This is a genomic window from Hymenobacter siberiensis (assembly GCF_018967845.1).
In the GTDB taxonomy this organism is placed as follows: Bacteria; Bacteroidota; Bacteroidia; order Cytophagales; family Hymenobacteraceae; genus Hymenobacter; species Hymenobacter siberiensis.
Window position 1 is genome coordinate 1604425 of the sequence record NZ_JAHLZZ010000001.1, and the last position, 17965, is coordinate 1622389.

The 17965-nt window shown below is 59.4% G+C and carries 16 protein-coding genes; 10 read left to right on the top strand and 6 right to left on the bottom strand.

Annotated features, from left to right (window positions below; genetic code table 11):
• Positions 1 to 7: 7 nt before the first annotated feature.
• From KQ661_RS06900 to KQ661_RS06915, 4 genes are all read right to left on the bottom strand, one after another.
• On the bottom strand, positions 8 to 316 hold the full coding sequence (locus KQ661_RS06900) for a putative quinol monooxygenase (RefSeq protein WP_216679940.1): 309 nt from the start codon (positions 314 to 316) through the stop codon (positions 8 to 10).
• A 185-nt stretch (positions 317 to 501) separates the two neighbouring features.
• Positions 502 to 1500, bottom strand: a complete 999-nt coding sequence (locus KQ661_RS06905; RefSeq protein ID WP_216679941.1) for an NADP-dependent oxidoreductase — start codon at positions 1498 to 1500, stop codon at positions 502 to 504.
• A 96-nt stretch (positions 1501 to 1596) separates the two neighbouring features.
• A complete protein-coding gene (locus tag KQ661_RS06910; RefSeq protein WP_216685985.1) occupies positions 1597 to 2031 on the bottom strand; it encodes an organic hydroperoxide resistance protein in 435 nt (144 codons plus the stop codon).
• Between the two features lie 35 nt (positions 2032 to 2066).
• Positions 2067 to 2519, bottom strand: coding sequence for a MarR family winged helix-turn-helix transcriptional regulator (locus KQ661_RS06915; RefSeq protein ID WP_216679943.1), 453 nt, complete (start codon positions 2517 to 2519; stop codon positions 2067 to 2069).
• 123 nt (positions 2520 to 2642) lie between these two features.
• On the opposite strand from KQ661_RS06915, the gene KQ661_RS06920 reads away from it, so the two are divergent.
• From KQ661_RS06920 to secA, 4 genes are all read left to right on the top strand, one after another.
• On the top strand, positions 2643 to 3158 hold the full coding sequence (locus KQ661_RS06920; protein WP_216685986.1) for a GNAT family N-acetyltransferase: 516 nt from the start codon (positions 2643 to 2645) through the stop codon (positions 3156 to 3158).
• Between the two features lie 175 nt (positions 3159 to 3333).
• A complete protein-coding gene (locus tag KQ661_RS06925; protein WP_216685987.1) occupies positions 3334 to 4626 on the top strand; it encodes a glycosyltransferase family 1 protein in 1293 nt (430 codons plus the stop codon).
• 143 nt (positions 4627 to 4769) lie between these two features.
• Positions 4770 to 5948: a UDP-galactopyranose mutase gene (glf, locus tag KQ661_RS06930; RefSeq protein WP_216679946.1), complete on the top strand. Its 1179-nt coding sequence runs from the start codon at positions 4770 to 4772 to the stop codon at positions 5946 to 5948.
• 240 nt (positions 5949 to 6188) lie between these two features.
• Positions 6189 to 9599: a preprotein translocase subunit SecA gene (gene secA / locus KQ661_RS06935; protein WP_216685988.1), complete on the top strand. Its 3411-nt coding sequence runs from the start codon at positions 6189 to 6191 to the stop codon at positions 9597 to 9599.
• 70 nt (positions 9600 to 9669) lie between these two features.
• Here the strand turns inward: secA and KQ661_RS06940 are convergent, their stop codons facing one another.
• Both KQ661_RS06940 and KQ661_RS06945 read right to left on the bottom strand, forming a co-directional pair.
• Positions 9670 to 10227: a hypothetical protein gene (locus KQ661_RS06940; RefSeq protein WP_216685989.1), complete on the bottom strand. Its 558-nt coding sequence runs from the start codon at positions 10225 to 10227 to the stop codon at positions 9670 to 9672.
• A complete protein-coding gene (locus tag KQ661_RS06945; RefSeq protein ID WP_216685990.1) occupies positions 10220 to 11401 on the bottom strand; it encodes an AAA family ATPase in 1182 nt (393 codons plus the stop codon). The genes KQ661_RS06940 and KQ661_RS06945 overlap by 8 nt, the downstream gene beginning before the upstream one ends.
• Positions 11402 to 11486: 85 nt before the next feature.
• Between KQ661_RS06945 and deoC the strand changes: the two genes are divergently transcribed.
• The 6 genes from deoC (at position 11487) to KQ661_RS06975 (ending at position 17865) form a co-directional block, all read left to right on the top strand.
• Positions 11487 to 12155 (top strand): deoxyribose-phosphate aldolase, encoded by a 669-nt coding sequence (gene deoC, locus KQ661_RS06950; RefSeq protein WP_216679951.1) that lies wholly within the window; start codon positions 11487 to 11489, stop codon positions 12153 to 12155.
• A 1-nt stretch (position 12156) separates the two neighbouring features.
• Entirely contained in the window at positions 12157 to 12693 is a 537-nt protein-coding gene (locus KQ661_RS06955) for a sporulation protein (protein WP_216679952.1), read from the top strand.
• A 226-nt stretch (positions 12694 to 12919) separates the two neighbouring features.
• Positions 12920 to 14110: a M20 metallopeptidase family protein gene (locus KQ661_RS06960; protein ID WP_216679953.1), complete on the top strand. Its 1191-nt coding sequence runs from the start codon at positions 12920 to 12922 to the stop codon at positions 14108 to 14110.
• 93 nt (positions 14111 to 14203) lie between these two features.
• Positions 14204 to 15022, top strand: coding sequence for a hypothetical protein (locus KQ661_RS06965; protein WP_216679954.1), 819 nt, complete (start codon positions 14204 to 14206; stop codon positions 15020 to 15022).
• Between the two features lie 623 nt (positions 15023 to 15645).
• Positions 15646 to 16110 carry an Hsp20/alpha crystallin family protein gene (locus tag KQ661_RS06970; RefSeq protein ID WP_216685991.1) on the top strand — a complete coding sequence of 155 codons (465 nt, stop codon included), beginning with the start codon at positions 15646 to 15648 and terminating at the stop codon, positions 16108 to 16110.
• A 246-nt stretch (positions 16111 to 16356) separates the two neighbouring features.
• The gene (locus KQ661_RS06975) at positions 16357 to 17865 is read left to right on the top strand and encodes a S1C family serine protease (RefSeq protein WP_226915747.1); all 1509 of its coding nucleotides are present in this window, start codon (positions 16357 to 16359) and stop codon (positions 17863 to 17865) included.
• Positions 17866 to 17965 lie beyond the last annotated feature (100 nt).

Here is a 17965-nt window from a genome sequence, read left to right on the forward strand (position 1 = left end):
GCCGGCGTTAGTCCAGCAGCTGGTAAAAAGTGACGGCGCGCTCGGCCAGCAGCGGCCCTATCTGCTTCACCACCAGCTCTTGGTAGTGGGCCGAGTCGCGGTGGGCTTCGAGGGCCGCCTGGTCGGCGTATTGCTCGTAGATGAAGAACTTAGTGGGCTCTTTCGGGTCCTGGTGCGCGGTGTACACCAGGTTGCCGGGCTCATCGGCCCGCACGGCGGCGGCGGCTTGTAACAGCAGCTGGCGCACGGTTTCTTCCTGGCCGGCCTGGGCCTGGAAGTGGGCCGCTACGCAGATAATGGATTTGTTGGAGGACATGGGATAGTGGGGGATTGGATGATGTTGAAACGCTTTGAGAACGTCATGCCGAGCGCAGCCGAGGCATCTCGCGTGTGGCAGTAACTCACTCGCGAGAAAAGGATTAGTGGTGGCACGCGAGATGCTTCGGTCTCTGCTTGATGCGCAGAATGCTCAGCATGACCGCCTATTAGGCTATGTGCTGATTACGCCACTTTTACCACGGCCTTGCCGGTGTTCTCACCCTTAAATAAGCCCATGAAAGCGGCCGGAATCTGGTCGAAGCCTTCCGTAATGGTTTCCTCGCCTTTCAGCTGGCCGGCGGCGTACCACTCCGTGAGCTTGGCCACGCCCTCGGGCCAGCGGCTGTAGTAGTCGCTCACGATGAAGCCCTGCAGCTTGGTGCTGGTTTTCAGGAGCTTGCCTTCGGGGCGGGGGCCGGTGGGCGTTTCGGTAGCGTTGTAGGTCGAAATCTGACCGCATAGGGCAATGCGGGCGTGCTTGTTCAGCAGGTCGTACACGGCGTCGGTGATGGCCCCGCCCACGTTGTCGAAGTAGCAGTCCACGCCGTTGGGGGCGGCGGCGGCCAGGGCTTTGGCAATGTCGGGCGTGGTTTTATAGTTGATGGCTTCGTCAAAGCCCAGGGCTTTGAGGTGGGCCACCTTTTCGTCGGAGCCCGCCGTGCCAACCACCCGGCAGCCCTGAATTTTGGCCAGCTGGCCCACAATCAGGCCCACGGCCCCGGCCGCGCCGGATACCACCACCGTTTCGCCGGCCTTGGGCTGGCAGATGTCGAGCAGGCCAAAATAGGCCGTGAGGCCGGGCATGCCCAGCAGGCCCAGGAAGTAGCTGGCAGGGGCTTTATCTACCGGCACGGGGTTCAGTGTTTTGGCATCGGCCACGCTGAATTCCTGCCAAAGCAGGTTGCCCACTACGGTGGTGCCTACGGCCAAGTCCGGGCTTTGGCTTTCAATGACCTCGGCTACTACACCGCCCGCAATCGGCTGGCCCACTTCAAACGGTGCCACGTACGATTTTGCCGCGCTCATCCGGCCCCGCATGTAGGGGTCGACGGACACATACCGCGTTTTCAGCAGCACCTGGCCGGCGGCAAGGGCAGGCGTTTCGCGGGTTTCGAACTGGAATTGCTCGGCCGTGGGCTCGCCCTGGGGGCGGCTGGCGAGCAGAATGGCTTGCGTTTTCATAGGAATAAGGTAGTGAGTTCAGCGAATAAAAAATAGCCGTGCCAGCGTGGTGGCGGCACGGCTATTTCAATCTGGCCGGCCCGAAAGCCAGCGTGCTTAGGCGTTGGTCGTGGTGGTAAGGCTCACCTCAATGTTGCCTTTGGTAGCGCGCGAATAGGGGCAGATGCCGTGAGCGGCTTCCACCAGCTCCTCGGCCTGCTTCTGTTCGAAGCCGGGCAGGTTTACGTGCAAATCGGCCGAGATGCCGTAGCCGCCGTCCTCCGCTTGGCCGAAGCCAATGAGGGCTTCCACGGTCACGTTTTCCAGGCGCACTTTGGCCTGGCGGGCGGCCACGCCCAGCGCGCCTTCGAAGCAGGCTGCGTAGCCGGCGGCAAACAGCTGCTCGGGGTTGGTAGCGCCGGTTTTGCCGGGGCCGCCCATCTCTTTGGGCGTGCTCAGGGTCAGGTTAAGAACGTTGTTGTTGGAGCTAATGTGGCCGTCGCGGCCGCCTTTGGCCAAAGCCTGGGCAGTGAAGATTTTTTCGATTTTCATCGGATTGGGTAAGAAAAAAAGTTAAGCGCTAGCCGCTAAGCCAACTGGGTAAGTAAATGGGTTAGGTGGGTGCGCAGGGCCGTTATCTCGCCTTCCGACATCTGCATCTTGTCGAGCATGAGCAGCGGAATCTGGTCGGCCCGGGCTTCGAGGGCCCGGCCTGCCGGCAGCAGCGCGATGATAACCGACCGCTCGTCGCGCGGGTCGCGGCGGCGGCTGAGCCACTGCTTCTGCTCCATGCGCTTGAGTAGCGGTGTGAGCGTGCCCGAGTCGAGCAGCAGCTTTTCACCCAACTCCTTCACCGTGAGCTTCTCGTGCTCCCATAGCAGCAGAAACACGAGATACTGCGGGTAGGTAAGGTCGAGAGCCTGCAACAGCGGCTGATAGGCCTTGGTGAGCAGCCGCGAAACGGCATAGAACGGGAAGCACAGCTGGTTTTCTAGCTTCAGCAGTGAGTTCTTAGCGGACGGTTCAGGAGGAGTTGCCATGGGGTTTCGAATAGGTAAACGGATAACGGTTGTGTAATGTTTGATTGTGTGCAATTTATTTTTTTAATCTTAAACGCGAGAACGTCCCGCCACAACCCCACCGCCCAATACCTTTGCCCCACCATGCACCTGCGCGCCCTCGAACCCGACGACCTCGAATTCCTCTACGCCCTCGAAAACGACCCCGACATCTGGGGCGTGTCGGATACGCTGGCGCCGGTGTCGCGCCACGCCCTGCGCGAATACCTGGCGCATGCCGGCGCGGATTTCTACGTAGTGCGCCAGCTGCGGCTGGTGATTACTACTGAGATAGGTAGCCTTGCCGTGGGTGTGGTGGACCTTTTTGACTTCGACCCGCTGCACCTGCGGGCGGGTGTGGGCATCACCATTCTGGCCAGCGAGCGCCGCCACGGCTATGCCCGCCAGGCCCTGGAGCTGCTGAAAAACTACGCCCGCCAGCTGCTGCGCCTGCACCAGATTTACGCGACTGTAGGCACTGATAATACCGCGAGTTTGAAGCTGTTTCGGGCCGCTGGCTTTCGGCGCGTGGGCATTCGGCACGGCTGGCTGCGCACCGCCACCGGCTGGCAGGATGCCGTGGAATGGCAGTGCCTGCTCCAGCTTTATGCCGGGATATAAAATATATGATAAACTTATATTAGCCTGATAGCGTGTAGCGTTAGTAGGTGCTTAGCAAAGTAAGCCGGGGTATATCCTTTGGCCGAAGGGCTACGTATACGCTTGCAAGCGTTGCGGCTGCGTAGGTAGAGAGTCCCTCCGGCGCGGCGCGAAACCCCTTTTCCTGCTAAGTTTCATGCCCCCTTCTTCGACGGTGGAAGTGCTTTTGCGCGCCTCTGCCACCGCTGCCCGGCCCAGCGAATCAGCTGCCGAAAATAACGCCCCTTATACGTTGCCCGACCTGGTGTGCTTTGCGCACTTGCATTGGGATTTCGTGTGGCAGCGCCCCCAGCACTTGCTGTCGCGCTTTGCCCAATACGGCCGGGTGTTTTATGTCGAAGACGCTTTCTGTCACAACGACAACCTGGTTGAGCCGCACGTTGAAATCAAGCTTCGCGACAACGGCGTGAAAGTGGTGGTGGTGCACCTGCCCGCGCGCCTGCGCGAAGACGAAGCCGCCGCCGACCAGGCCCAGTTCGAAGTCCTGAGTCACTATTTTGCCGAGCAGAGCGTCACGAACTACGTGTTCTGGTACTACACGCCCATGGCCCTGGGCAAGTCGCGCCAGTTCACGCCCAAGCTCACCGTGTATGACTGCATGGACGAGCTGGCGGCCTTCAAGTTTGCCCCGCCCGAGCTCAAAAAGCGCGAGCAGGAGCTCTTCGCCAAAGCCGACCTGGTGTTCACCGGCGGGCACACGCTCTACGAAGCCAAGCGCAAGCAGCACCCCGACGCGCACCCCTTCCCGAGCAGCATCGACAAAGCCCATTTTGGCCAGGCGCGGGGCCCCATGGCCGAGCCCGTCGACCAGGCCGGCATTGCGCACCCGCGCATCGGCTTTTTCGGCGTGGTGGACGAGCGGCTGGATATTGAGCTGCTGCGCGAGCTGGCGCAGAACCACGCCGAGTGGCAGTTTGTCATCATCGGCCCGGTGGTGAAGATTGACCCGGCTACCCTGCCGCGCACGCCCAACGTGCATTACCTCGGCGGCAAGGATTATAAGGAACTGCCTGCCTATTTAAAGGGTTGGGACGTAGCCACTCTGCTGTTTGCTGATAACGAAAGCACGAAGTTTATTTCGCCTACCAAAACGCCCGAATACCTCGCCGCCGGCAACCCCGTAGTGAGCACGCCCATCCGCGACGTGGTGCGGCCCTACGGCGACCTCAAGCTGGTGCACATTGCCGATAACGCCGCCGATTTCGGCGCCGCCATCGCCAAGGCCCTCACCCAGCGCACCGACGCCGACTGGCGGCAGCGCACCGATGATTACCTGGCCACCATTTCCTGGGACCAGACCTGGCAGCAGATGGTGAAACTGATGCAGGCGCGCCTGGGTGCCAAAAAGCCCGATGCTTCCACCACCATGACCGGTGTGCCGCTCATGCCCACCAAAGTATCGGAAGTAACGCTGCCGCCCATCGTCTAGCCTGTTGGTAGTCATAATGGACGGATCCAAGCCGCCGCAAGCTGGCGTAGCGTGCCTCCGAAACACGCATAAATTCTGATTATCAGTTAGTTAAAATAAAAATATATAACGCTCCCTTCTTACTGCTTTCCATACCCTGCACTATGTTTGATTACCTCATCGTTGGAGCCGGTTTTGCCGGTAGCGTGCTGGCCGAGCGGCTGGCCACCCGCAGCAACAAAAAAGTCCTTATAATTGACAAGCGCAGCCACATTGCCGGCAACGCCTACGACCATTACAACGAGGACGGTATTCTGGTGCACAAGTATGGCCCGCACATCTTTCACACCAATTCAAAAGACGTGTTCGAGTACCTGGGCAACTTCACCGACTGGCGTCCCTACGAGCACCGCGTGCTCGCCTCCGTGGATGGCCAGCACGTGCCGATGCCCATCAACCTCGACACCATCAACAAGCTCTACGGCCTGAACCTGACCAGCTTCGAGGTGGAAGAATTCTTCGCCTCCGTAGCCGAGCAGGTCGATGTCATCAAGACGTCGGAAGACGTGGTGGTGAGCAAAGTAGGCCGCGAGCTATACAACAAATTCTTTAAGAACTACACCAATAAGCAGTGGGGCCTCGACCCCTCGCAGCTCGATAAGTCCGTGACCAGCCGCGTGCCCACCCGTACTAACCGCGACGACCGGTACTTCACCGACACCTATCAGGCCATGCCCCTGCACGGCTACACCCGGATGTTTGAGAACATGCTCAACCACCCAAATATCAAGGTGATGCTGAACACGGATTACCACGAAATCATGGACTTCATTCCTTTTAAGGAAATGATTTTCACCGGTCCGGTAGATGAGTATTTCGACTTCAAGTTCGGCAAGCTGCCCTACCGCTCCCTCGAATTCCGGCACGAAACCTTGAACAAGGAGAAACACCTCGCCGCGCCCGTGGTGAACTACCCCAACGACAACCTCTATACGCGCATCACCGAGTTCAAGGCCCTCACCGGCCAGGAGCACCCCAAAACGGCCATTGTGTACGAATACCCGCAGGCCGAAGGCGACCCGTACTACCCCATCCCGATGCCCGAAAATGCCGAGCTGTACAGCAAGTACAAGAAGCTGGCCGACGAAACGTCGGGCGTGCATTTTGTCGGTCGCCTCGCCACCTATAAGTATTACAACATGGACCAGGTGGTGGCCCAGGCCCTAACGCTCTACAAGAAACTGACCGAGAAGGAAAACGTCAGCAAGCCCGTCCTGCCCGCCATTTCCGGCAGCACCGCGCTGGTCGAGAAGCTGATAAGCCGCTCGCCGAAGCAAGAGTAGCCGTAGCGTGGACTCTGCGAGTCCGCGTCTCGCCGCGCAGCGGCGAATGCGGACTCCAACCGTCGCGCAAATCCCTACAACGACCATTCGCCGCATGGCGGCAAGAAGCGGACTCGCAGAGTCCACGCTACTGAGCGAGCCCCGTCAATTTGGCGGGGCTTTTTGTTTTGGGATGGTTTTAGCAGAACGCTCCGTAAATTTGAGGTGCGCGCAAACGCATTTCGCTATAAAAACTACCTGATGTTTGACTTCCTAGGCAAGACCGTCGCCAAAATATTCGGCTCCAAGTCGGAGCGTGATTTAAAGGAAATCGTGCCCTACGTGGCGCTGATTAATGCCGAATATGCCAAACTGGCCGGTTTGACCGATGACCAGCTGCGCGACCAGACCGATGTTGTGCGCGCTCGCATTGCCGAGCGCCTCGCCGGTCTCGACGGGCAGATTGCCGGCTTGCATCAGCAAATCGACACCCAGCCGCAGCTGGACGTGGCGCAGAAGGAAGTATTATTCGAGCAGATTGACGCGCTGGAAAAGCAGCGCAACAAGGACCTCGAAGCGGTGCTGCTGGAGGTGCTGCCGACGGCCTTCGCCATTGTGAAGGATACCGCCCGCCGCTACAAAGACAACGGCCAGCTCGTGGTAACCGCCAATGACCGCGACCGCGAATATGCCACCACGCACGGCAATGTGACCTTCGAGGGCGATAAGGCCATCTGGAGTAACAAATGGCTGGCTGCTGGCGCCGAAATCGTCTGGGACATGGTGCACTACGACGTGCAGCTGATTGGCGGCGTGGTGCTGCATCAGGGTAAAATCTCGGAAATGGCCACGGGTGAGGGTAAAACGCTGGTTTCAACGTTGCCTTCGTTCCTAAATGCGCTGTCGAAGCGCGGGGTGCACCTTGTTACTGTCAACGACTACCTGGCCAAGCGGGACTCCGAATGGAACGCGCCGCTGTTCGAATTCCACGGTATCACCGTGGACTGCATCGACAAGCACCAGCCCAACACGCCGGAGCGCCGCGCCGCCTATCAAGCCGACATTACCTACGGCACCAACAACGAGTTCGGCTTCGACTACCTGCGCGATAACATGGCGCGCGACCCCGAAGAATTGGTGCAGCGCAAGCACCATTTCGCGATGGTCGACGAAGTGGACTCCGTGCTGATTGACGATGCGCGGACGCCGCTCATCATCTCGGGTCCGGTGCCGCGCGGCGATGTGCACGAGTTCTACCAGCTCAAGCCGCGCATCCAGCGCATCGTGGATGAGCAGAAAAAGGTGGTGCAGGCCTACCTCGTGGAAGCCCGCAAGCAGATTGCAGCCGGTAAAACCGGGGTGGAGCCGGGCGACAAAAACGGCGAGGGTGGCCTCATGCTGTTCCGCGCCCACCGCGGCCTGCCCAAGAGCAAGCCCCTCATCAAGTACCTCTCGGAGCCCGGCATCCGCGCCATATTGCTGGCTACCGAGAACCACTACCTGGCCGACAACTCGCGCCAGATGCCCAAGGCTGATGAAACGCTGTTCTTCACCATTGACGAGAAGAACAACCAGATTGAACTGACCGAAAAAGGCCTGGATTTGATTACGGCGCAGGGCGAAGACCCGCAGCTGTTCATCATGCCCGACATCGGCATGGCCATTGCCGACATCGAGAAGAACACCGGCCTCAGCGCCGAAGACAAGCTCCAGCAGAAGGAAAAGCTGATGAGCGACTACAACGAAAAAAGCGAGCGGGTGCACACCGTGAACCAGCTGCTGAAAGCCTATACGCTGTTTGAGAAAGACGACCAGTACATCCTGACCGACGACGGCAAGGTGAAAATCGTGGACGAGCAGACCGGCCGCGTCATGGAAGGCCGCCGCTATTCCGACGGCCTGCACCAAGCCATCGAGGCCAAGGAAAATGTGCGCGTGGAAGACGCCACCCAGACCTACGCTACCGTGACGCTGCAGAACTACTTCCGCATGTACCACAAGCTGTGCGGCATGACTGGTACGGCCGAAACCGAAGCCGGCGAATTCTGGGAAATCTACAAGCTCGACGTGGTGGTGATTCCCACCAACCGGGTGATTTCGCGCCAGGACTCCGACGACCAGGTGTACAAAACGGTGCGTGAGAAATACAATGCCGTGGCCCTAGAAATTCAGAAGTTGGTAGAAGCCGGCCGCCCCGTGCTGGTAGGTACCACGTCGGTAGAAATTTCCGAGCTGATGTCGCGCATGCTGAAGCTGCGCGGTATCCAGCACCAGGTGCTCAATGCCAAGCAAAACCAGCGCGAGGCCGAGATTGTGGCCGCCGCCGGCTACCCTGGCACCGTAACCATCGCCACGAACATGGCCGGCCGGGGTACTGACATTAAGCTGCGCGAAACCTCTAAGGCGTCGGGTGGCCTGGCCATCATCGGCACCGAGCGCCACGAAAGTCGCCGGGTAGACCGCCAGCTGCGGGGCCGTGCCGGCCGCCAGGGCGACCCCGGCACCTCGCAGTTCTTCGTGAGCCTGGAGGACAACCTAATGCGCCTGTTCGGCTCTGACCGTATTGCCAAGCTGATGGATCGCATGGGCATGGAAGAGGGCGAAGTGATTCAGCACTCGATGATTACTAACTCCATCGAGCGCGCCCAGAAGAAAGTGGAGGAGAACAACTTCGGCACGCGTAAGCGCCTGCTGGAGTACGATGACGTGATGAACGCCCAGCGCGAAGTGGTGTATAAGCGCCGCCGCAACGCCCTGCACGGCGACCGCATGGAAGTCGATATCCTCAACATGATTTACGACGTGAGCGAGGACATCGCCGCCGGCCACAAAATCACGGGCGACTTCGAGGATTTCAAGCTGAACGTTATTAAGGTATTCGGCTACGATACTTACCTCTCGGCGCAGGATTTGACCAGCCTGCAGGTGCCGGCCCTGACCCAGAAGCTGTACGACGAGGCCCTGGGCTACTTCCAGAGCAAGAACGAGCACATCGCCAGTAACTCGCTGCCGCTGGTGAACGACTTGCTGAGCAATGGCGCGCCCTACGAGAACATCGCCGTGCCCTTCACTGACGGCAAGAAGCAGATTCAGGCCATTGCCAACCTGCGCCGCGCCCAGGCTACCGGCGGCCACGACATCCTCCGCCAGATGGAGAAAGTGGTGGTGCTAAGCGTAATTGACACTGCTTGGACCCAGCACCTGCGCCAGATGGACGACCTGAAACAGGTGGTGCAAAACGCGGTGTACGAGCAGAAAGACCCGCTGCTGGTGTATAAGTTCGAGAGCTTCGAGCTGTTTAAGCGCATGATTGGCAAGGTGAACGAGGAGACGACGGCCTTCCTCTTCCACGCCGACGTGCCGGTACAGCAAGGTGCCGTGGGCACGAACGAGGAGCAGGACTACTACCTCGAAGACGAGGAGCCCCAGCCCCAGCTCACCGTGGAGCACGAGAGCAACCTCGACTCGCTCGGGGCCGGCCCCGAAGATATCGGCCCCGATTACCAATCGCCCCAGGTAGCCGAGAAGCAAGTGCCTGTGCGCAGCCAAAAAATAGCCAATCGCAACGATAAAGTGAACGTGCAATACATGGACGGCACCGTGAAGCGCGACGTGAAATACAAGTCTGTGGAGCAGGACGTGGAAAGCGGCCGCGCCGTGCTGGTGGACTAGTTCCCAGTCCGGTTCTAAATTGAAAAAGGCGGCCTTCCCACTGGGGAGGCCGCCTTTTTTTCGGTTAGCGCTACTGCCAGAGCCTGCTGTTCTGGTCCATGATGTCGGCCACGAACTCGGCCAGCTCGCGGTAGGCAGCGGGCTGGGCTAGCTGAATGGCCCAGAGCAGGCGAATCAGCCGCGGGTTGTCTTCGGCGTCTTCGTCTTTCATTAGCTCGATGAAAGCCGATAGGGTGGGGGGCAGACCGAAGTCAGCCGGGGACAGGCCGGCGGCGTGGGCGGCTTCGAATATCCAGGTATCGCAGGCCGGCTCCATCACGATGAGGTAATGATTGGCGTGCGCCGGGTGCTGGTAGATGCAATAGCGGCAGTCGGGGCCGAGGCGGGCGGCCACGGGCCGAGAGTTGGCAAACGGGCGCAGATACTTCACGTCGGCGAACTTCTTGTCCTTATCCACTATGCCCACTACGAAGCGCCCGCGGCCCGACTCGGCTTGCTGGCTTAGCACGTTGGCTACTTTGGAGATGCCGTGCTGGTGATTGATGAAGGTGAGCCGGTCGGCGAGGAGGATGCGGGTGAGGGCGGTATCGACGTGGCACTCGGGTACGAACAGGACGTTTTCAGGCATTGGAGGCCGCGCCGGTCGTGAACCGCTTCATGTTGTAGAATACATCGATGCCATCGGCGCGGATGCTGCGAATTTCCTCGTCGCTGAGCTGATGCACCTTGGTCTGGTGGTCCTCGTAGTAGGCCGCAAACATGGCCAGCTCGCCGGCCTGCGCGTCGTCGGTGAGCATCGTTTCCAGTATCTCAGTGATGAGGTAGGGGCTATGCGTGTCGATGAAAAACTGATTATTGGTGCTCTCCACGATGCGCCGGCCCAGCTTCGATACATACACCGGGAAGGAGTGGGCCTCGGGCTCCTCGAACAGCAATACTGCGTCGTCGTTGCTCTCGATGGCCGCGAGGTAGAATATGATGCGTTGCAGGGTATCGGCTACGCTGGAATAGGGGTAGGAGTAGATAATGCCGTCCTGGTCCTTGATGATTTCGAGGCGGCGCTCGTCCATGCGAAGCTGGAGCTTCTGGCCGTAGCGCTCGAACATTTGCGCAATTTCTGCCCGTAACAGGGTGTAAGCTTGGATGATTTCGATTAAATTATTGCCACTAGGCGGGTTTAGATAAGCATCACCTGTCTCTTGGTTAATGAAAGTGTTTTTTATAAATGCGTAATTGCGCGGAAGTGAGCCTGTATTGAGATTGGCACCAAAATCAGTAAAGTCTGATTTGATTTTAACGCTGGAAAAGCTTGCGTTATTGAATGTTGTATAAAGGATGTTTTTAGCAGCAAACCCATTATGCATTTCCAGTTTTATATGCTCAAAAGGAATCTTGGATAATACACTGGCATGACTAGCCAAAGTGCTTCTATTGCTAGTTGTGGGAGGGAAACGTTTAAGCAGTTCGTTATGAAGTTCCTTATCGCAAAACAAATATTCAAACTGTTTACTCTTACTTTCAAACAGCAAAACTGCCACATCCCTATCCGTCTCCACCTTAATTGTATTCCCCACCAGATTATCATAAAACAGCTGCCGGGGCTCCTCGTATCGTATGAAGCTGCCCATAAACTTCTCGGTCTGCTCGTAGGTGATGCCGCCCAGCAGCGTCATAGCTTCCAGCAGGTTTGATTTGCCCACATTCGGCTCGCCGATAATAAGGTTCACGCGGCGGGGGTGGAGCGTGACGTCCTTGATGGACTTGAAATTCTGGATGCGCAGGAACTTGATGTCGTTTTCCATGAGGAGCGGAGCTTTGGCCAAAAGTACGGGCAAAGCGTAAGGTGTAGGCCAACGCCAGCACTACTGCCCGCCGTACCTTTGCCCCATGACCCTCGCTGCCCGAATCGACCACACCCTGCTGCGCCCCGATTGCACGGAAGCGCAAATCATTCAGCTCTGCGAAGAGGCCGCCGCCCACGGCTTCGCCACGGTGTGCGTACCGCCCTGCTACGTGGCCCTGGCTACGGCTAAGCTGGAAGGTACGGCGGTGGGCATCTGCACTGTGGTGGGGTTTCCGCTGGGCTACGCCACCTCGGCTGTGAAGTTCAAGGAAGCCGAAGTGGCGCTCTATGACGGGGCCACGGAGCTCGACATGGTTATCAACATCTCGGCCCTGAAATCGGGCAAGGCTGACGCCATTCAGGCCGAAATTCTGGATTTGGCCGATTTGTGCCACGTCCATCAGGCCCTGCTCAAGGTTATCATCGAAACGGCCTTGCTCACGGAGGAGGAGATTATACTGGCCTGCCGCCTGTGCGTGGAAGGCGAGGCCGACTTCGTGAAAACCTCCACCGGCTTTGCCAGCCGGGGCGCGTCGGTGGCCGATACTGCGCTTCTGCGCCGCGTACTGCCCGATACCGTACGCATCAAGGCCGCCGGGGGCATCCGCACCCGCGAAGCCGCGCTGGCCCTGGTGGCGGCCGGGGCCGACCGCATCGGCGCATCCAATAGCCTGGCCATGATTGCTGAAACCGATGAACCGAATGCTGCCTAAGATGCTCGTTGCCTCCCTGCTTTTCGGGCTTACGGCCTGCGCCGGCACTACCCCGCAGGCCCCCCGCGCCAGCGCGCCCGTCGATACCACGCTCAAAAAAACCGCTGCCGCGCCCGCTCTACCCGCCGAGGACGTGACGAAGTATCGCCCCGCGTTTGCCGCGCCCAAAGTCACGCCCATCGCGGCCATCGCGCCCGCCAAAACAACCGTGCTGCCCACCAACCACGTCAACGCCCCGGTAGAGCAGCGCCTGCGCGACCAGGCCTTCACCAACCAGAACGTGAAGTATGCTCAGGGCTACCGCTTGCTGGTGTACCTCGGCCTGGAGCGCGACCAGGTGATGGCCATTCGGCGCGCCATTATCGGCCGCTACCCCGATGAGACGGACTACATTACCTTCAAATCGCCGGTCTACCGTCTTTATATCGGCGACTACCTCACCAAGCTGGAGGCTGCCCGCGCCATGGCCCGCCTGCGTGGTCTCACCCCCAAGCTGGAGCTCGAAACCACGCAAGTGCTTCTGAACAAGACCCCGTAGGGGAGGTAGAGGAAAGAACAAAAACTCCCCTCCTTACCAAGGAGGGGATATTTCAGCGAAGCTGAAATTGGGGTGGTTATGGCGTTGGATGATATCCGGACAGCCAGCCCAAACAATACCGATGCAATTCGTCCAACGCCCCTAACCACCCCCGTCCGAGCTTTTGGCTCGAACATCCCCTCCTTGGTAAGGAGGGGAGTTTGCCCGCCCAACGTCCATCTCGCCCATGTCCGACACCCTCATCCCCCGCATCCAGCAGCTCGCCGTTGCCCACGCTGCCGATACCGTAGCCCTGCGCCAGCACCTGCACGCGCACCCCGAGCTTTCCTTTGAGGAAGTGAACACCGCCGCCTTCGTTACACGGGAGCTGACGAAGCTGGGCCTCACGCCGCAGCCCATTGCCAATACCGGCGTGGTGGCCCTCATCGAAGGCTTGCCTGGCGGCCCCACCATTGCCCTGCGGGCCGATATGGATGCGCTGCCCATCACCGAAGCCAGCGACGTGCCTTACAAATCGACCAACCCCGGCGTGATGCACGCCTGCGGGCACGACGTGCACACGGCCTCGCTGCTGGGCGCGGCCCGCATCCTCAATGAGCTGAAAGGCGAGTTTAAAGGCACTGTGAAGCTCATGTTTCAGCCCGGCGAGGAGCGCCTGCCCGGGGGCGCGTCGCTGATGATAAAGGAGGGGGTCCTGGAGAATCCGGCCGTGGGCCACGTCCTTGGGCAGCATGTATTTCCGCACCTGCCGGCCGGTAAAATTGGCCTGCGCCCCGGCCGCTACATGGCCAGCACCGATGAGCTCTACCTCACCATCAAGGGCAAGGGTGGCCACGGCGCCATGCCCGAAATGAACCTTGACCCCGTGCTGGTGGCCGCCCACATCATCGTGGCCGCCCAGCAGATTGTGAGCCGCCGCGCCAACCCCAAAATCCCCTCGGTGCTGAGCTTCGGCAAGGTCATTGCCAACGGCGCCACCAACGTTATTCCCAACGAAGTGTACATCGAAGGCACCTTCCGTACCCTGAATGAGGAATGGCGCGCCGAGGCCCACCAGCACCTGCGCAAGCTCTGCGAAGGCCTGGCCGACAGCATGGGCGCGGTGTGCGAGCTCGAAATCCGGGTGGGCTACCCGTACCTGGAAAACGAGCCCGCCCTCACGGCCCGCGTACGCGCCGCCGCCGAAGAGTACCTCGGCCCCGAAAACGTAGTGGAGCTCGACCAGTGGATGGCCGCCGAGGACTTCGCCTACTTCTCGCAGGCCGCACCGGCCTGCTTCTACCGCCTTGGCACACGCCACGCCGATGGCCGCTTCGCCGCCTCCGTGCACACGCCCACCTTCGACATCGACGAGCAGGCGCTCACCACCGGCCCCGGCCTCATGGCCTGGCTGGCAATAAAGGAGTTGGGGCAGTAGACTCGTACCGTGGACGCTGCGAGTCCGCGCGTCGGTTGCTCCATCCTCGATACACCATTCGCGGACTCGCAGCGTCCACGGTACCTCTCCCTCATGAATCGATTTCTCTCCTGCTTCCTGCTGCTGGCCGCCCTGCTGGCCCAGCCCGCCGCCGCCCAAACGCGCCGCTCCATCTCCGGCCTGCAGCTCTGGCCCGAAGTGCAGGCCGAGTTGGCCCTGCCCGGCAACGACTACCTGCTCCTGACCGCGCACGGCCAGCAAAATACCGATAACAACCACCTGCTCGGGGCCGAACCTAAGCGCGTGCTGGGCTTCGATGAGCAGCGCCTGAACCTGGCCTACGAGCATTTTCTGAGCGAGCACTGGAGTCTGGGCGGCACCCTCGGCTACTTCACCGCCAGCAGCAAAGACTACCTGCTGATACCCGAAGTGCTGCTGCGCCACCGGAGCCCCCTCGGCCCACTCACCTTCGGCCAGCGCCTGAGCCTGGAGCGCGTTTTTCCCAGCGCCACCGGGGCCAAAAGCCAAACCAACGCCCGCCTCCGTGTCGACCTCGAAAAGCTGCTGCCCGTCGGCACCGGCGGCTTTGCCCTGCGCCCCCGCCTGAGCTATGAGGCCGACACCCACGTTCGCCTCCTCAAAGCCGACACCGACCCCGACGAGCGGTTTATCCAGTTCACCAGCCTGCGCGGCGAGGTGGGCTTCCGCGTGGCGGGCTTGTTCGATTTCACGCCTTGGTTTGCCTATCAGACCAACTACCTGGTCACGCTGCCCCAGTACAACGCGCAGGGCGTCCAGACCTCCGGCGGCAAGCTTAATGCCGTAACCCCGGTGCTGGGCCTCGATTTACGCTTCACCATCATTCAGGGCCAAAGCGCCGAAACCCGCCAGCAACTGCCCACGCAGCACTAAGAACCTATCCAGAAAGCACGTCATGCAGAGCGGAGCGAAGCATCTTTACCGCAACAGTAATCAGTTGCTACTGCGGTAAAGATGCTTCGCTCCGCTCTGCATGACGTGCTTTTTAGCCTAAGCCAGAACGGTCATTCCGATACTGGAGAAGTATGATGGAATATGCCTAACGGTTCCGCTCAGATTCCGCCGGTACCGGAATAATAACCCAGCGATGATGACAAAATTTTAGGCTTCAACTCGGGCTAAATAGTGTTCTGAATAGCTTTATTGGATGATTTTGTCATTAACATAATTATTTAATAATTTCATAATATATCATAATAAGACAAATTGTCTTAAAAATTGCGCATAAACTGGTTGGTATAGAATTTAAGGGAAGTAAGGTGTGCCGCCTGGCGGCTGTGATTTTATCACTTCCCTATAACATTCTATATATCTAGGACTTACGCACTTCAAAAGCTATGTAACCTGAAAATCAACGACTTGCATTCAAGACGCATATTTGTTATATTGCTGTTTTTCAGTTTGTTAGTGTTTCAACTGCGTAAGTCCTAATATCAATAGCAACGCTGCTTTATAACAACCGCCCTTCCCTACGTCCCAGCCGCGTTTTGAGCGCTATGCTGGCCGACATGCTCCGCGAGCCGCAAACGGCCGCCGCGCCGGCCACCCCCGCCTTCGTACCCGCCGCCGACATCCTCGAAACCGCTGCTGGCTTTGAACTGCACCTGGCCCTGCCCGGCGTGAAAAAAGAAGCCGTCACCCTCGACTTCCTCGACGGTCAGCTTGTGGTGTCTGGCACCCGGCCTAGCCCGGCCGCTGCTGCTAAAGCAGCCGCTGCTCCCGCTACGGAAGCTGCAGCCAACGATAACGAAGCCACGCCCGCCGAGGCAGCTCCCGAGGCTCCGGCCACGCCTAAATTCCGCCGCATCGAAACCAGCTACGGCCAATTCTTGCGCACCTTCCGCCTGCCCGAAACGGTGAATGTGAAGGCCATTGCCGCCGAGCTGACCGACGGCATTCTACGCATAACGCTGCCCTTCGACATGGAAAAAGTGACCACCCAGCACATCGCAATTCGCTAAGCGCGGGATGATATATGAAAAAAAGGTACCTCTCGGGGTGCCTTTTTTGCCGCCGCCAGCGTTGTGCTGCTGATAAGCTTGGTTTGGCCTGTTTTCTGCTAAAAGCAACCTTGTCACGCGAAAGCGAATCTTTTCCGCGTTAAGCCGAAAATAACCTTGCCGGACTCATTCGGTTTTCATTCGGCTGATGTTAGACTAGTTCTCCAGTTCACCCATTCAACCTTTTTTCAATTTTTTCCCTTACCCATGCAAGCAAAACAAATGATGCTCGGCCTGCTCGGTTCCGCCATTCTTGGCGGGGGCGTGGCCGTGGGGGGATACAAGCTGCTCGAGCCCGCCCCCGTGGCACCTCAGTCCGTAGCCGCCGACCCCCAGGTGCGTTATACTTCCGAGATGAAGAGCACGCCCTACGCCGTGCCCGAGGGCCTGAACTTTGTGGCCGCCGCCGCCGCTGCAACTCCGGCCGTGGTGCACGTAATGACCGAATATGCCGCACCGGCTGTCGACCGGCGCCAGCAGCAGCAGCAGATGGACCCTTTTCTGCGCCAGTTTTTTGGCGACCAGCTGGAGCAGTTTCATGGCCAGCAGCCGCAGGGTGGGGGCCAGGGCTCAGGCTCGGGCGTGATTATCGCCGCCAACGGCTACATCGTGACCAACAACCACGTTATCGACAAAGCCTCCAAGATTGAGGTAGTGCTGGACGACAAGCGCAAGTTTGAAGCGGAGCTGGTGGGCGCCGACCCTAACACCGACCTGGCCGTGCTGAAAGTGAAGGCTGACAACCTGCCCTTCATCAAGTACGGCAATTCCGACGACGTGAAAGTGGGCCAGTGGGTGCTTGCCGTGGGCAACCCCTTCAACCTGAACTCGACCGTGACGGCCGGCATCATTTCGGCCAAGGGCCGGAACATCGACATTCTGCGCCGCAAGGACAACATGGGCATCGAGTCGTTCATCCAGACCGATGCCGTGGTGAATCCCGGCAACTCGGGCGGGGCCCTGGTGAACCTCAACGGTGACCTGATTGGCATCAACTCGGCCATTGCCTCGCACACGGGCAGCTACGAGGGCTACTCCTTCGCCATTCCCAGCTCGCTGGCTAGCAAGGTGGTCGATGACCTGCTGAAATACAAAGTGGTGCAGCGCGCTCTGCTCGGCGTGCAGATTCAGGAAGTGGATGCCAAGCTGGCTTCCGAGAAGAAGCTGAACACTCTGAACGGCGTGTACGTGCAGGGCCTGACGGCCGGCAGCGCCGCTGCCCAGGCCGGCCTAAAAAAGGACGACATCATTACCCAAATCAACGGCGTGGCCGTGAATACTTCGTCGCAGCTGCAGGAGCAGGTGGCCCGTTTCCGGCCTGGCGACAAGATTAAGGTGAGCTACCTGCGGGGTGGCACCGCCGGCCTGGCCGAGGCTGTGCTGCGCAACGCCACGGGCACCACGGGCATTGTGCGCGAGGATGCCATGGCGGCCTCCATCAAGTACGAGGGCGCTACCATTGCGGCCGTGGAGCCCCGCGACCTGGCCAAGCTGGGCCTGGAGGGTGGAGCCAAAATCAGCGGCATTAAGGGTAGCAATTTCCGCGAGACGGGCATGGCCGATGGCTTTATCATCACCCGCATCGACAAAAACCAGGTAACTAAGCCTGCCGACGTGAAAAACTTCCTCGACCAGGCCCGCGAAAGCTCGGGCGCGCTGGTAGAGGGCGTGTACCCCGACGGCCGCAAGGCGTACTACCCCATCGGGCAGGAATAGCCCGGCGTAGTTAACAGTTAACCCCTGAAAAAGCCTCTACCGCCTCGGTCTTGTCCTTACCCAAAACTTTTGCAAAGCGCCGGCCGGTAAGCCGGCGCTT

Bases quoted from the DNA above. Each gene is read 5' to 3' on its own strand.
- KQ661_RS06900 (WP_216679940.1), bottom strand. From the start codon at position 316: ATGTCCTCCAACAAATCCATTATCTGCGTAGCGGCCCACTTCCAGGCC.
- KQ661_RS06905 (WP_216679941.1), bottom strand. From the start codon at position 1,500: ATGAAAACGCAAGCCATTCTGCTCGCCAGCCGCCCCCAGGGCGAGCCC.
- KQ661_RS06910 (WP_216685985.1), bottom strand. From the start codon at position 2,031: ATGAAAATCGAAAAAATCTTCACTGCCCAGGCTTTGGCCAAAGGCGGC.
- KQ661_RS06915 (WP_216679943.1), bottom strand. From the start codon at position 2,519: ATGGCAACTCCTCCTGAACCGTCCGCTAAGAACTCACTGCTGAAGCTA.
- KQ661_RS06920 (WP_216685986.1), top strand. From the start codon at position 2,643: ATGCACCTGCGCGCCCTCGAACCCGACGACCTCGAATTCCTCTACGCC.
- KQ661_RS06925 (WP_216685987.1), top strand. From the start codon at position 3,334: ATGCCCCCTTCTTCGACGGTGGAAGTGCTTTTGCGCGCCTCTGCCACC.
- glf (WP_216679946.1), top strand. From the start codon at position 4,770: ATGTTTGATTACCTCATCGTTGGAGCCGGTTTTGCCGGTAGCGTGCTG.
- secA (WP_216685988.1), top strand. From the start codon at position 6,189: ATGTTTGACTTCCTAGGCAAGACCGTCGCCAAAATATTCGGCTCCAAG.
- KQ661_RS06940 (WP_216685989.1), bottom strand. From the start codon at position 10,227: ATGCCTGAAAACGTCCTGTTCGTACCCGAGTGCCACGTCGATACCGCC.
- KQ661_RS06945 (WP_216685990.1), bottom strand. From the start codon at position 11,401: ATGGAAAACGACATCAAGTTCCTGCGCATCCAGAATTTCAAGTCCATC.
- deoC (WP_216679951.1), top strand. From the start codon at position 11,487: ATGACCCTCGCTGCCCGAATCGACCACACCCTGCTGCGCCCCGATTGC.
- KQ661_RS06955 (WP_216679952.1), top strand. From the start codon at position 12,157: ATGCTCGTTGCCTCCCTGCTTTTCGGGCTTACGGCCTGCGCCGGCACT.
- KQ661_RS06960 (WP_216679953.1), top strand. From the start codon at position 12,920: ATGTCCGACACCCTCATCCCCCGCATCCAGCAGCTCGCCGTTGCCCAC.
- KQ661_RS06965 (WP_216679954.1), top strand. From the start codon at position 14,204: ATGAATCGATTTCTCTCCTGCTTCCTGCTGCTGGCCGCCCTGCTGGCC.
- KQ661_RS06970 (WP_216685991.1), top strand. From the start codon at position 15,646: ATGCTGGCCGACATGCTCCGCGAGCCGCAAACGGCCGCCGCGCCGGCC.
- KQ661_RS06975 (WP_226915747.1), top strand. From the start codon at position 16,357: ATGCAAGCAAAACAAATGATGCTCGGCCTGCTCGGTTCCGCCATTCTT.